Origin of the sequence: Vibrio ichthyoenteri ATCC 700023 (assembly GCF_000222605.1) — a bacterium.
Classification (GTDB): Bacteria; Pseudomonadota; Gammaproteobacteria; order Enterobacterales; family Vibrionaceae; genus Vibrio; species Vibrio ichthyoenteri.
On the sequence record NZ_AFWF01000030.1, the window covers coordinates 19,475 to 32,350 of the forward strand.

The 12,876-nt window shown below is 42.8% G+C and carries 14 protein-coding genes; 3 read left to right on the forward strand and 11 right to left on the reverse strand.

Features of this window, described 5'->3' with window-relative positions:
• Positions 1-8: 8 nt before the first annotated feature.
• The 4 genes from RH85_RS03270 to RH85_RS03285 are packed head-to-tail and all read right to left on the reverse strand — an operon-like array spanning position 9 to position 2,121.
• On the reverse strand, positions 9-323 hold the full coding sequence (locus tag RH85_RS03270; protein WP_006710771.1) for a hypothetical protein: 315 nt from the start codon (positions 321-323) through the stop codon (positions 9-11).
• Complete coding sequence (locus RH85_RS03275) at positions 316-1,584, reverse strand: replication initiation factor domain-containing protein (protein ID WP_006710772.1); 1,269 nt, start codon at positions 1,582-1,584, stop codon at positions 316-318. Before RH85_RS03275 ends, RH85_RS03270 begins: the two co-directional genes overlap by 8 nt.
• Positions 1,577-1,804 carry a hypothetical protein gene (locus RH85_RS03280; protein ID WP_420895788.1) on the reverse strand — a complete coding sequence of 76 codons (228 nt, stop codon included), beginning with the start codon at positions 1,802-1,804 and terminating at the stop codon, positions 1,577-1,579. The genes RH85_RS03275 and RH85_RS03280 overlap by 8 nt, the downstream gene beginning before the upstream one ends.
• The gene (locus RH85_RS03285) at positions 1,801-2,121 is read right to left on the reverse strand and encodes a hypothetical protein (RefSeq protein WP_006710774.1); all 321 of its coding nucleotides are present in this window, start codon (positions 2,119-2,121) and stop codon (positions 1,801-1,803) included. Before RH85_RS03285 ends, RH85_RS03280 begins: the two co-directional genes overlap by 4 nt.
• A 227-nt stretch (positions 2,122-2,348) precedes the next feature.
• Between RH85_RS03285 and RH85_RS03290 the strand changes: the two genes are divergently transcribed.
• Positions 2,349-2,717, forward strand: a complete 369-nt coding sequence (locus RH85_RS03290; RefSeq protein WP_006710775.1) for a DUF3693 domain-containing protein — start codon at positions 2,349-2,351, stop codon at positions 2,715-2,717.
• Positions 2,718-2,888: 171 nt separating this feature from the next.
• On the opposite strand, the gene yciH is transcribed toward RH85_RS03290, so the two are convergent.
• Complete coding sequence (gene yciH / locus RH85_RS03295) at positions 2,889-3,200, reverse strand: stress response translation initiation inhibitor YciH (protein WP_006710776.1); 312 nt, start codon at positions 3,198-3,200, stop codon at positions 2,889-2,891.
• 2 nt (positions 3,201-3,202) lie between these two features.
• Positions 3,203-3,577 carry a DUF3319 domain-containing protein gene (locus RH85_RS03300; protein WP_006710777.1) on the reverse strand — a complete coding sequence of 125 codons (375 nt, stop codon included), beginning with the start codon at positions 3,575-3,577 and terminating at the stop codon, positions 3,203-3,205.
• Between the two features lie 98 nt (positions 3,578-3,675).
• On the opposite strand from RH85_RS03300, the gene RH85_RS03305 reads away from it, so the two are divergent.
• Positions 3,676-4,632 (forward strand): tyrosine-type recombinase/integrase, encoded by a 957-nt coding sequence (locus tag RH85_RS03305; protein WP_006710778.1) that lies wholly within the window; start codon positions 3,676-3,678, stop codon positions 4,630-4,632.
• A gap of 10 nt (positions 4,633-4,642) precedes the next feature.
• On the opposite strand, the gene RH85_RS03310 is transcribed toward RH85_RS03305, so the two are convergent.
• Both RH85_RS03310 and RH85_RS03315 read right to left on the reverse strand, forming a co-directional pair.
• Complete coding sequence (locus tag RH85_RS03310) at positions 4,643-5,635, reverse strand: D-alanine--D-alanine ligase (RefSeq protein WP_006710779.1); 993 nt, start codon at positions 5,633-5,635, stop codon at positions 4,643-4,645.
• 229 nt (positions 5,636-5,864) lie between these two features.
• Positions 5,865-6,392, reverse strand: a complete 528-nt coding sequence (locus RH85_RS03315) for an SPOR domain-containing protein (protein ID WP_039948487.1) — start codon at positions 6,390-6,392, stop codon at positions 5,865-5,867.
• 216 nt (positions 6,393-6,608) lie between these two features.
• Here RH85_RS03315 and RH85_RS03320 point away from each other — a divergent pair, with 216 nt between their 5' ends.
• On the forward strand, positions 6,609-9,317 hold the full coding sequence (locus RH85_RS03320) for a bifunctional acetate--CoA ligase family protein/GNAT family N-acetyltransferase (protein WP_006710781.1): 2,709 nt from the start codon (positions 6,609-6,611) through the stop codon (positions 9,315-9,317).
• An 86-nt stretch (positions 9,318-9,403) separates the two neighbouring features.
• Here the strand turns inward: RH85_RS03320 and RH85_RS03325 are convergent, their stop codons facing one another.
• The 3 genes from RH85_RS03325 to RH85_RS03335 all read right to left on the reverse strand — a co-directional run bounded on the left by RH85_RS03325 (position 9,404) and on the right by RH85_RS03335 (position 12,815).
• Entirely contained in the window at positions 9,404-10,291 is an 888-nt protein-coding gene (locus RH85_RS03325; protein WP_006710782.1) for a LysR family transcriptional regulator, read from the reverse strand.
• A gap of 564 nt (positions 10,292-10,855) precedes the next feature.
• Positions 10,856-11,107, reverse strand: a complete 252-nt coding sequence (locus RH85_RS03330; RefSeq protein WP_006710783.1) for a hypothetical protein — start codon at positions 11,105-11,107, stop codon at positions 10,856-10,858.
• Positions 11,091-12,815: an SgrR family transcriptional regulator gene (locus RH85_RS03335; RefSeq protein ID WP_006710784.1), complete on the reverse strand. Its 1,725-nt coding sequence runs from the start codon at positions 12,813-12,815 to the stop codon at positions 11,091-11,093. Before RH85_RS03335 ends, RH85_RS03330 begins: the two co-directional genes overlap by 17 nt.
• Positions 12,816-12,876 lie beyond the last annotated feature (61 nt).

The window sequence follows — 12,876 nt, forward strand, 5'->3', positions numbered from 1 at the left end:
CAGATTCCTTACTTGTTATCAATCAACTTGATATCCACAACGTGATTGCGCTGCGGGTTCTGTGGGTCAACGTCTAAATGCAATTCGCATTGCAAAGGAAATTGGCTAGCTAGCTTTTGGAATTCAGCGACTAACGCAGGGCTAGGGTTCATCGAGATTTGTTTCTTATCGAAGCCAACCGCAGTACAAGAACCTTTTTCAGACGTCCAACCATCGTTAGCGCCAAGATAGTTAACCGTTGCAAAGTTATATGGCTTGTTATCCTTTTTAGATAAGCCTTGTGAGTGTTCACAGCCAATAACGATAACTACTAATTTAGACATGACATAAGTCTCCAGATTGATTTAAGTTGTCCCGACAGACTGGAATGTTTAAGCGGTCGGGGATATCGATACTTGTTAAGCCCTTGGTTAACTCACGGATAATTGCTTCCGGCTTGTCATTTATCAGGCTCATTAAATTAATAAATTTGCCGTATTGTTTACGGGCATGTTCTAAAAATCGGTCGTAGCTTGCTTGAGCAACGATACGAGAGATTGGAATAATCACCGGCGGCACATCTTGTAGTGCAGCGGTCAGGGCCGGGTATGAACCCGTAAAATATGGGTCACTATCAACAAGAACGTCTAACGGCAAGACTCGACTGTTATTGCGAAGCTCAACCTCAAGACGTACCCAGTTTGGATGGTCTTTGCATTGAAGTTGTTTGCCTTTCTCATAGCCGCGGAATAACTTGCCGTTTTTACGATTACCTACATAAAACGTACGACCACCATCAGGAACGATGCCGTATTTCTTTTTGTCACCACTGGTCGCGAGAGAGCCAGATTCAAAATAAGCATATTTAGGTGGAGCGCCACGAGTGATAAATTTGCCAGCCTTATATGCTTTGCGTAGAGCAGTTACATCAATGCGACCTTCTAAATCATCGAAAGCAATATCAACACGAGTTAGACGGACATCAGGCATCTGCTTTAATGCCTTGTGTAAAACGTCCATCTTGATAGCCGCGCAACCTTTACCAGAGAAAGAAACGTAATAGCCAAAGTTAGCCGCGCCCCATGCAACCTTGCCAGCTTGAGTACCATTACAAAGCAAATTGGCACAGTGACTGTAACCAGCAAAACCACCGCAACGTTCTAGTGTCCAATCGTTACCCTCGACAGTGATCTCACTGTTAAGTAACTCGACGAACGACTCAACCTCACCGTGACAAAGTACATCCAACATATCTAAGCCAATATTGGCAATAAGATGCTGATAGCATTCATTAAAGGTTAGGTTGGTTGCCAGCTTAATATCGGCATCAATCAATTCTTTGTTCAGCGCTGCGAAATACAAATCACGGTTAGCAAAACTCTCAGATTCAACGCAGTTAAGGACTTGAGCTAGATTTTCAGCAAAATAACGAATCTTGGTTTTCTCACGCTTGCCAACGGATACAGCAGTTAGTGATGGGGTAACATTTTTAATCTTTTCATCTTGTTCAACCAAGGCAAAGCGTTGTTTAGCCATTTCTTTACAACGTTGTAGAAGTAACGGTGAACCGGAAAAGCTCAAGAAGTCGATAATCGTCTTATTCATCGTGATTCACCGTAAACACACCAGATTGGCGGAGTTGGGATTCGTTTTCGTGAGTTATTTCGATTAGTTCACGATCATCTTCACAAGCAAAAAGGTACATCTCGTGCTTAGTTTTGAAATACTCAGGCATTCCATCAACGACGCACCAATAACCATCGGATTGACGTTCAAAATACACAGGTCGTTTATTATTCGGCTTCAAACTAAACAGAGACATCATTTAGCCTCCAATACATTGCTATGAGTAGTAAACCCTAAGAAATCAGCGATTAACTGACAGTGGAACCAATTGAAATTTGAAACCGTAGTACCAGTGCCAAACTGAATAAAATACGAATTAGATAGCTCATCGTAATGAAAAGAGATTTGCTTAATAGTGGATTCAACAACAACCATCGAAAGTGGTTTACCGCGGAAATTGAAACCATAAGACACCGAGACAGTGTTAGTAGATGGTCGAGTAAAGAAGATTGTGAAATTACGAGCATTAGACCGAAAAGAGAGCTTTTCACCATCGTTAGTAACTACATAATCCATAACAACCACCTTGAACAGTTGAGTGACCACCAAGAGCGAGAGCTTCAAGGGCGTAACGCCCAAGGCGGTCAAATTAAACGCCCGAAACGGTATAGAGAGAACCAAATCGGAATAACACAGTAAATTCTGTACTGATTAAATACAGAATTTTATGTATCGTCAATACAGCAAATCTTGTGTTATGAGGCTATGATGTCGAGATAACGAGTTAAACGAGGACGCGAAAAATGTACACAAACAAGCTCATTGATGCCTATAAAGAGCAAATGAACTATGTTCAATACAAACAAATCGCTCATGACTTAGGTGTAAGTCCACAAATGATTACAGAGGTAAGAAAAGGAAGAACTTATCTCAATGAAAATCAAATGCTTATGCTGGCTGATGCCGTTGGTGAAGATAAAGAAAAGGCTTTGATTGGTTTAGCGCTAGATAAAGCAAAGACTCACGAAGCACAGCAGACATGGGCAGCCATTGCAAAAAAGTTTAACGGGCTAGGATTATCAAGCATATCAATGGCTAGCGGCGGATTGGCTTTGCTGATGTACACCCCTAAACAAGCCCTAGCTCAGTGCGTATTATGTATCTTATGTTAAATGCAATATTCAAATAGTTAGCGCATCTCTATGTGCGCTCTATTCTTTTAGCCTTCTATGCTTTTAAACTGATGTTGGTTTAACATAAACAGCATTTACCATAAAATACTTAATAATCAGTTAGTTAATCAAAGATTCTCTAACTGATTATTACGCTATATAAGCCTGCGATTAACCGCCAGCTAATTTAACTGTATGGCCTTTTTTCTCTAAATGCGCTTTGATTTTGTCTCGCGCGTCACCTTGGATTTCGATATCGCCATCCTTAACCGCGCCACCACAGCCACAAACTTTCTTAAGTTCTGCGGCTAGTAGCTTAAGTTGCACGTAGTCCATATCCAGACCGGTAACAATGCTAACGCCTTTGCCTTTACGACCTTTAGTTTGTTTTTGAATGCGTACAATACCGTCACCTTTAGGACGAGCGACTTTTTCTTCTTCCGGCTTAATTCGGCCAGTTTCTGTTGAGTATACTAATGTCATTACTATTTCTTTTGTTGCGCAGCTTTCTTTTTAGCGATCAAGTAGCCTTCAATGTGTTTTTGAATGGCTAGCTTTCCGCCCTTGATTAGCTTTCCATTAAAAAAGCAGTACCAGGAGTTCGGCTCACCGGTATCACTCTTAATGATATATCCAAAGAAGTTTTCTTGCACTGCCTTTCCTTGGCCTTCGCGTACAGTCGCCAAAGAAGTAAATTCTTTCGGGTCGATGATGGTTGCAGTATCACAAAACCAATCAATACTTTTTTTCAATGCAGCTGTACTGCCTTGCAAAATTGTGTTTTTGATTCGAACTTGCCAAATATCAGTAGTCGAACCAACGGTCTTCATTTCGAAGCCTCGGTATGTCGCAACAGCCATGGTTTTAGTCTTATCTATTGGTCTTGTGATTAATAATAATTGTAAATCACTGTTAGGCAAGTATATTTATAGCATTACTGTCGTTAAGGTGCGTTTCGTTGCAAAAAACTATTCCAAGAGTCACAGAACCACAAAAATTGAAGCTGTTGGTCGCTCGTTTTTCCCAATGTGTTAGCTTTGAGGAAGTGAACGACATTACCGCTGGCGTATACGCCAGCAGTTCATTGTTAGCCATGACGAAGGATTGGAATCTATTTGTTGAATTTTGCCAAAGCAAGTTAGTCACGCCTCTACCCGCCTCGACCACGGCAACTCGTCAATACATAGAGAAAGTCGCCAGAGAGAAAAAATACGCGACGGTAAAACGTTACACTGTGACCATCGCTTTATTGCATCGATTGCTATCTTTGCCCGACCCAACTCAAAATCAGAATGTACAGCAGACACTGGCTTCCATTCGAATTGATAAAAAAGGCGATGCTCAACAAACTCCCGCATTTGGAGCGCAGCAATTAACCCAGCTAACAGAGATACTGTCACGATCTAGCTCAATTAAAGATTGGAGAAACCTCGCTATCTACCACGTTATGTATCAATCATTGATGAAGCGGAAAGATCTCCGAGATTTAGAGTTCGAGCAATTGCACCAGACTGATGAGCGGATTTCTATTTCAATCGGCGATTCACATTATCAGTTAAACGATGAATCTACCGTAATCATGCGCAGATGGCTTAATATGCGCGGATCTCAAGGACGTTTTGTTTTTACTTCCATTGACCGGCACGAAAATATTGGCATTGAACCACTCAACGATTCATCTATTTTTCGGATATTACGGGCGGCGAGCGAAATGCTAAATTTAGATGTGCTATTTTCAGGGCAATCTTTACGGGTTGGTGCTGTTGAAGCTCTTGCTCAGCAAGGCATGAAACCGAAAGATATTCAGTATGTTGGGCGTTGGTTAAGTCCTGCTATGCCTTATCAGTACTTGGGCAATAAGGCACAGTCAGAACTTGAAAAAATGCAGTTTATCTCTATAAAACCAATAGACTAAAAGTTATTGATTAAATAGAAGATTTTACGCAGTCGGCTAAGAATTTATAGAATTGATGGCCATTGTTTTCTAGCATTTTAGGGAACATTGAAATCGGTGTCATACCTGGGAATGTATTCACTTCATTTAGGTAAATGTTGCCTTCTGGCGTCAAGAAGAAGTCAATGCGTGAAAGATGGCGCAACTTCATTTGCTTAAAGACTTTCTCAGCGTTAACTCGGATAGATTCCACTTGATCAGCCGTTAAGTTTTGCGCCACAACATCCGTCGTTGAGTGACTTGCTGCTGAATACTTTTCTTCATAGCTGTAAAAAGTATCGCCTGGTGCTTTAACTTCGCCTGGTAATGTGAGTACAAGTTCGCCTTGGTATTCGTATGCTGCTACCTCAAGCTCACGCGGTTTAACCGCTTGTTCAACCAGTACTTGGTCTGAATAGCTAAATGCATCATCGATTGCTTTTTGCAATGCATCCAATTCCGTTACCTTATAGCAACCAACTGAAGAACCTTGGCAAGCGGCTTTAACGAACACACTGCCCCAGTTTTCAAATGCTTGTTTGGTTTTTTCCAACGCATCAGCGTTGTTTTCAGAAAGGAAAAGGTAAGGCGTATTGGGAATGCCTAAAGCGTCATACCAAAGTTTCGACGTAATTTTGTTGAAGCTATTGGTACTTGCTTCAGCACGGCAGCCAAGGTAAGGAATACCTGCCAGTTCAAGTAGTGATTGGATATCACCGGTCTCACCTGGAAAACCGTGGATACAAGGCACAACGAAATCAATATGTAAGCTTTGTTCTGCAAAGTTAAGTTGACCTGTATTACTGTCCAACAGAGCCAATTCACCTTGATCAGTAAACCAGCCCTCTTTCTTCATTTCTACACGGATAACGTCAAACTCAGGTGTTAACTCGAGTTGAGATTGTAAGTAGTTTGCAGAAACTAAAGAAACTTCGTGCTCAGACGAACCGCCGCCACAAAGTAGAAGAATGGATGTTTTTTTCATTAAAATCTTTCCGTGATATTACAGAAACTGGGATGGCTTAATCATAATAAAAACCAACTCAAGTTACACTTCTAATACCAATATAAATGCGCAGCTAATGAGAGTTAGCTGAAAGAATAGTCATGGATACCATCGTCATAGGCCATTAACCAGTAACACGTTGATTGAAGTCTATGGTCAGCGGTTTTCAGATGGGTATAAAAAAGGGGCTTTCGCCCCTTAATTTGATTTAGTTAAGTTTGTTTAGCGTTGGATACGGAGAGTTTTTAATTGTATCGATGCTCTTAACAAATGGTTTCAACGCTTTGAATTCAGCAGGCAGCTGAGAAATCGCGTATTTTGCATCTGCTTGTGTTGCGTAATCACCATAAAGAACGGTGTACCACTTTGTACCGTTAACCACTTTGTAGTTTTCCCAAATCGGTTGATCCGTGTTTGGCAACATACGAGCGAATTGGTCTACTTTAGTTTGAGTACCTACCGCAACCACTTGGATCGTGTAGCCAAAACGCGCTTCTTGCGAGTGTTGCTGCTTATCCGAAGGTGGAATGATAGCCACTGCTGGCGCAGTTCGCGCTAGAGTTGAAACCACGACAGTATCAACTACGGTTTCGGTCACTTCTTCAGTGATAGGCTGTTGTACTTCAGCCACTTTGTAGTCTTCACGGTAACTTTCTGAGCTTACGTCTGTCGTGTACTGACCAGAAACACATGCTGAAAGTAAAACGGACAAGCCAACGATAGCGATTTTTTTCATGAATTCTTCAAGCCCTAGATAGAAATTACTGTAAATCATGCCGTTAGAAAGCAGCATAATCAAGCCAACCAAGGCATTATATTACGAGACTCTGTGACTTGTAACACAAAGTGATTATTGTATTCGGTGATCTGACTAAAACTCCATCAAATTTCGACTGCATGACTAAAATTTCTCCGTTACGATTAGGTGAATATATCGTTAGGAAGTTGATTCATGAACAGTTTTGGCCATTTAATGAACCCTAAGTCGATTGCGGTCATCGGGGCATCTACTAAAGAGATGCGCGCGGGTAACATCGTGATGAAAAACTTACTACAAGGTGGTTTTGAAGGTGCAATCATGCCAGTGACGCCGAAATATAAATCGGTTTGTGGTGTACTTGCCTATCCTGACATTGACTCACTTCCCCTCGTTGCGGATGTTGCCATCTTATGTACCAATGCAAGTCGTAACATCGAAATTTTCACTCAACTTGCAGCGAAAGGCGTAAAGTCTGCGATTGTGTTGTCGTCTGATATGCATCATCTCAGTAGTACTGGAGAGCCTATCCAAGATCTATGCGCTGGCATCGCGCGTACCACGGGTATGCGCATTCTCGGTCCAAATAGTCTTGGTTTGATGCTGCCTTGGCTCAATTTTAATGCTTCATTTTCGCCTGTTGCCCCCCAACGAGGGAAAATTGCATTCATATCGCAATCGGCAGCGATATGCACCACGATCCTAGATTGGGCTAACGATAAAAATATCGGTTTCTCTGCTTTTATCTCATTGGGTAATTCGATTGATATTGATTTTGCTGACCTACTGGACCATTTAAGCACTGATACTCATACCGAAGCCATCCTGTTATATGTTGACTCAATTAAAGATGCACGACGATTCATGTCAGCAGCCCGAGGTGCATCACGTAATCGGCGCATTTTAGTGCTTAAGAGTGGCCGAACTGAAGAAGGACGTAAAGCCGCTCAAGTTCACACTGGAGGCAGCAATACCCTCGACATCATCTACGATTCCGCTATTCGTCGAACCGGTATGCTACGTGTACATAATTCTCATGAATTATTTGCTGCGGTAGAAACACTGACGCACTCTGTTCCTTTGCGTGGTGAAAGGCTGGCAATTATTACTAATGGTGGTGGACCTGCCATTATGGCGGTAGACACATTACTGGAACGCGGAGGAAAACTTGCCACACTGGATGAATATACAGTAAATAAGTTAAATCGTGTTTTGCCCACCAGCTGGAGTCAGAGAAACCCCATCGATATGGTTGGTGACGCAAGTTTCCAGCGTTACGTTGATACTCTTAACACCATTATGGACAGTGATTGTGCCGATGCCATTTTGATCATGCACAGTCCTTCTGCGATAGCGCATTCTGAACAAACCGCGCTTGCTATCGTCGAGGCGATTAAAGCACATCCAAGAAGTCGCCGTTTCAACATACTAACCAATTGGTCAGGCGAGCTCACTGCCCGTCCTGCTCGCGAAATATTTACCAATTTTGGTATTCCAACTTATCGTACCGCTGAGAGCGCTGTGGTGGCCTTTATGCACCTTGTAGAGTACAGGCGTAACCAAAAACAGTTAATGGAAACCCCAACAACGGCTGAACCCGTGCACATCAGCGAGCTTGAAAGTGCCAAAAAATGGACAAATGGAAAACTACTGGACAAAAATACAGTATCGCTAGATACGCATCAAATTCGTTCATTTTTAAAGTACTTCGACTTTAACGTATTGCCAACTTGGATTGCCAGTGATGCGAGTGAAGCTGTGCATGTTGCCAGTGAGATTGGATATCCTGTTGCGGTAAAACTTCGCTCTCCAGACATTCCACACAAATCAGACGTACAAGGTGTAATGCTCAATCTGCGCAATAGCACCGAGGTTGCAAACGCCGCTCAGGCTATCTTAGATCGTACCCAGATCTCTTACCCATCAGCTCACGTGCATGGCCTGTTAGTACAAGGTATGGCAAAGCGAGCCGGAGGGGAAGAGCTCAGGATCAAAGTGAAATATGATGAAACCTTTGGCCCGGTTATTTTACTTGGGCAAGGCGGTTCAGAATGGAATGAAGGGGTAGATGCGGCCTCTGCACTACCGCCACTAAATATGGCTCTAGCTCGTTACCTGATTGTTCGTGCGATCAAAGGAGAAAAAATCCGGTTGCAAAAACTGCCGGAACCTATCGATATAGAGGGACTTTCTGAGATTCTAGTTCGCATCTCACAAATGATAGTCGACTGCCCTCAGGTACATGAGATCGATATCCATCCCCTACTGGCTAATGGGAATGAATTTACCATTCTCGACGCAGACTTGACCTTGAAACCTTATCAAGGGGATGCACAGCGTCGATTAGCAATCAGGCCCTATCCTGTCGAATTTGAACAAGAAATGCGTTTAAAAGATGACAGTACAATTTTACTGCGGCCTATCTTGCCTGAAGATGAGCCTAAGCACGCCGATTTCATCCATGCGGTTACAAAAGATGATCTTTATAAGCGTTTCTTTACCGAGGTCGGAGAATTCAACCATGAAGCGCTCGCCAAATTTACACAAATCGATTATGACCGTGAAATGGCCTTTGTTGCTGTAGATACAACGGGTGCCGAGCAAAAAATCATTGGTGTAAGCAGAGCGCTCATTAATTATGACAATAGCGACGCCGAGTTTGCTATTTTGATCCGCTCCGATCTTAAGGGTAAAGGTTTAGGAAAAATCTTGATGAAAAAGATCATCGATTACTGTCAGAACAAAGGGACGAAACGGATGTCAGGCATGACTATGCCAACCAATCGAGGCATGCTTATGTTGGCACAAAGCCTCGGGTTTAAAATTGATATCCAATTTGAGGATGGTACCGCCGATATGGTGCTCACCTTACAGAGCGAAACGACAGCATCGGTGCAATCATAGCGTCGTCGTAGTGTTGTTTACAGCCGATGCTTTAGCGTTGGCTGTAAACATAAAGACACATAATAACTGGGGGTGATGGTGAATCGTTATTTCATTTTCCAGTGCTTTTTCAGATATTGAATACACCAAGATTTTGCTTCACCAATTTGATTTCTCTTCCACGCCATGATGAGCTCGATTTCCCGCTGCTCGGTTCCTACGATTTCTTGCAATACCCCTTGAGCAATCAATTGTTCTGCAATAGTCGAAGGTAAAGTGCCGATGCCCAATCCAGACTTTAGAGCATCCACTTTGGCCGAAAAATTACTCACAGTCAGCCGAGGCTGTTTCTGTAAGACATTCACTGACATTGCCGGTTGCTCACGGGCAGTATCCGCGATGGCAATCACTCGGTATTTTTGCCGTGCTTGATCATCGAACTCACCAACGCGTTTATGAACGTAATGATCCTTTGCCGCAACCCAGGTCATTTTCAATTGTCCAATCGTTTCAGATTTGACGTCTACTGGGATTGTTTCGAGTTTTGGACATACCAAAATATCCGCCCTTCCGTTTTCCAACGCTTCCCAACAGCCAGCAAGTATCTCTTCTTGTAAACGCACACGCGTTGAACTAACACTGCCTAGGGCGTCAACCATGGGAAAGAAGTTATCAATCGGAATAATGCCGTCAAAAGCTAGCGTAATGTCTAACTCCCAGCCATTGGCGAGTACACTGGCATCGTTAACTAACTTTTCTGTTGCCGACAGGATATTACGCCCCTGCTCTAAGATGAGTTTTCCTGCTTGAGTAAATGCGGCTTTATGGCCAGAGCGATCAAAGATCATTATGTCTAAGTCTTGTTCCAGCTTTTGGATTTGATAACTCAATGATGAAGGAGCCCGGTCAAGCTCATTGGCCGCAGATGCAAAGCTTCCTCTCCTATCGATGGCATCGAGAATATGAAGCGCTTCTAGCGTGATTGGACTTTGCAAACCGTTCCCCTTTCTATTGAACAAACTTAAAAGCCATTGCGCGTAAGTGAACAGCAAGCAATGGCATTACAAACTGTAAGCAAGGTTTAAAGTAATGTTAAAAAACAGATTAATCAATCAAAGCTTTTGCAAACTATGGCTTGTATTAACAAGAATATGAACAATAGAACCAGCGGGTAGGAATTGAGATTAGAAAACGTTCGTTTAGATAAAACAAAAGCCAGCTAAGTGCTGGCTTCTCGATCAACTTCATTCAAAAAGTGGTTTAAAATTGGGCTGAATGAGTGATTATTTTGCGGCTGCCATCTCTTTCTTAACCATAATAGCTGCTGCTACGATGAAAGCGATGATTAGACCTAACTCCATGACTTACCCCTAGTGATTAAATTGGAAATAGTATGTCGGTGATTTATATCGAGGGCATTGTATCAGTTATTGAAATTGATAAAAGTTGTTAACGAAATTTTTACTTGTTTTGTCGACTCAGATCAAAAATAAGCGCTTGGACGCTATTTACTTAAGTTAAATTAGCGTTTTTAGCCCTCAATAATATGTCGAAACACACTATTTCATCGTCACTTTGCCACCAATCATTTTGTAAGCTGGAGTTCCTCTTACCAGGGAATCTCGGGCGAATTCAGCGTGACACTGTGGGCAAATACAAGGCGTTTGGGTGTAATCTTCCACAATCCGCTCTTTAAAACATTTTACCAATGCGCCTTTTCCACCTTTACGGTACTTAAACAATAGACAGCGGCATTTTGCACAAAATATCTCTACCGTTTTCGACGGCTGCTTTTTATTCGGTTTCGCCACTTAGACCATCCTGTTCATGGTTGATGTGGGGTTTTATCCAAACGTTGCTAAAGTCAAACCAGCCTAGCGCGTTGCACTTCGCATTTTGCAAAGAACCACACTGATCTTTACTTACTCCGAGCCAGCAATGAAACATTGGGATTAGCTGCATTTTTTCTGCCAGCGATTTACCAATATTTTGCGCTGGAAACGCGGCAAACTCTTGGCTGCGATATTGCGTCACAACTTGCGACCATTGAGCAAAATCGTACTCTTTACTCATTTGCTCTATATCACTGTAATCAAGTAACCAACCGGCAATCGCATCATCACGGTTATTGGCAATACCCATAGGTTTAACCCAAATATCGACCTGCTCATTGTCAGGCATGTCCATATCATAGGTGACCAGTTCCACATCCAGATTATCTTGTTTAAGTAGTGTTTCAAGGCACTTAACTAAGATGGGAAACATCGGATGCTTAGCATGGTAAGCAATCGTGATGGTGCGGTAACTTGGTGGCGGCGTATAATGTGCCTGCCTCGTGTGGTGGTACCAACCCGGTTTCAAACCGTAAGCTGGCAATGCACCTAATTCAACAATTTTATCTTGAGGTAATAGCTGAAAAACATTGAGTGAAGATAGACGTTGGGTGAAGTATCGCGCCCACTCATCCGATTTTGCAAGGCCATTCTTTCGGTTGAGCAACAGATAGGTACAACCTGGGTCTAACTCAACTTCGTCACTGACCATAGCGGCTTCAGGGGCGCTAGGTTTAGATAAGCTCGGGAATACCATTGATGAGTGGACCGCATCAATGACCCATACTTCTACGCTATCAACTAAGGGTCTAAAGCCAAAATAGCCATCAAAGGCTTGTATCGTTAGACGCTTTTCATCATTTTGCATCACTTTATATGGGCCCGTGCCCACCGGAAATTGATCGTAATCAGCGCTGCGCTCAGAATTGGGTTGCATCACTTTGGCGCAAGATTCCGCCATCAATAAAGCAAAATGATAATCATCTTGACTCAGTTGAATATCAATCACGTTTTTCTGTTGAGAAAACACCCGCTCAATGTGAGTAAAGAGCTTTCTGGACTTTAGTGCTATTAAACATTCGATGATCGCCTCTACGGTGAGTAATTCACCATTGTGAAAGCGAACCGCAGGACGAATGTAAAATCGCCAATGGCGGGGCGTTAGCATCTCCCATGTATGTGCTAAATCGGGAGCAAGCTGTTCGTTTTCATCCAAACGTGTCAAACCGCTGAAGATTTGGCGCACAATATGCAGTTCAGAACGACGCATGTTCTTATGAGGGTTCAGAGAGAGTAACGGACGATAATAAGGCAGACGGACAACTTGCAGCCCTTCTTGCAGTTGAACACCCAAATAGCTTTCAACCACTCGAGCTAATTTAGCCGCATCTTGATCGAGAACTTTGAGCGCTTGGCCGATTTTACCTTCTTCAAGATAACGGCGGGCCAGCGTTTCACTGACATCGGTACGACTGCGTTTAAAGTTAAGCTGAGAAAGTTTGCCGCGCCCAGGCGAAGGATGCCATTCAATCCAACCTTCTTCTTCCATTTTATTAAGGACAATTCGGGCATTGCGTCTAGTACAGCAGAGGATGTCGGTGATCTCTTCTAGTTGAACGCCACGATCAACACCATCGTAGTGTTCAAAAAGGGTTTCAAACTGGACACGAAGTCGCGGGCTACTCATAAAGGGGGAAATCTCAACTAGATCATTATAATGTTCATTTTCCCCATTTATTTAGCCGGAA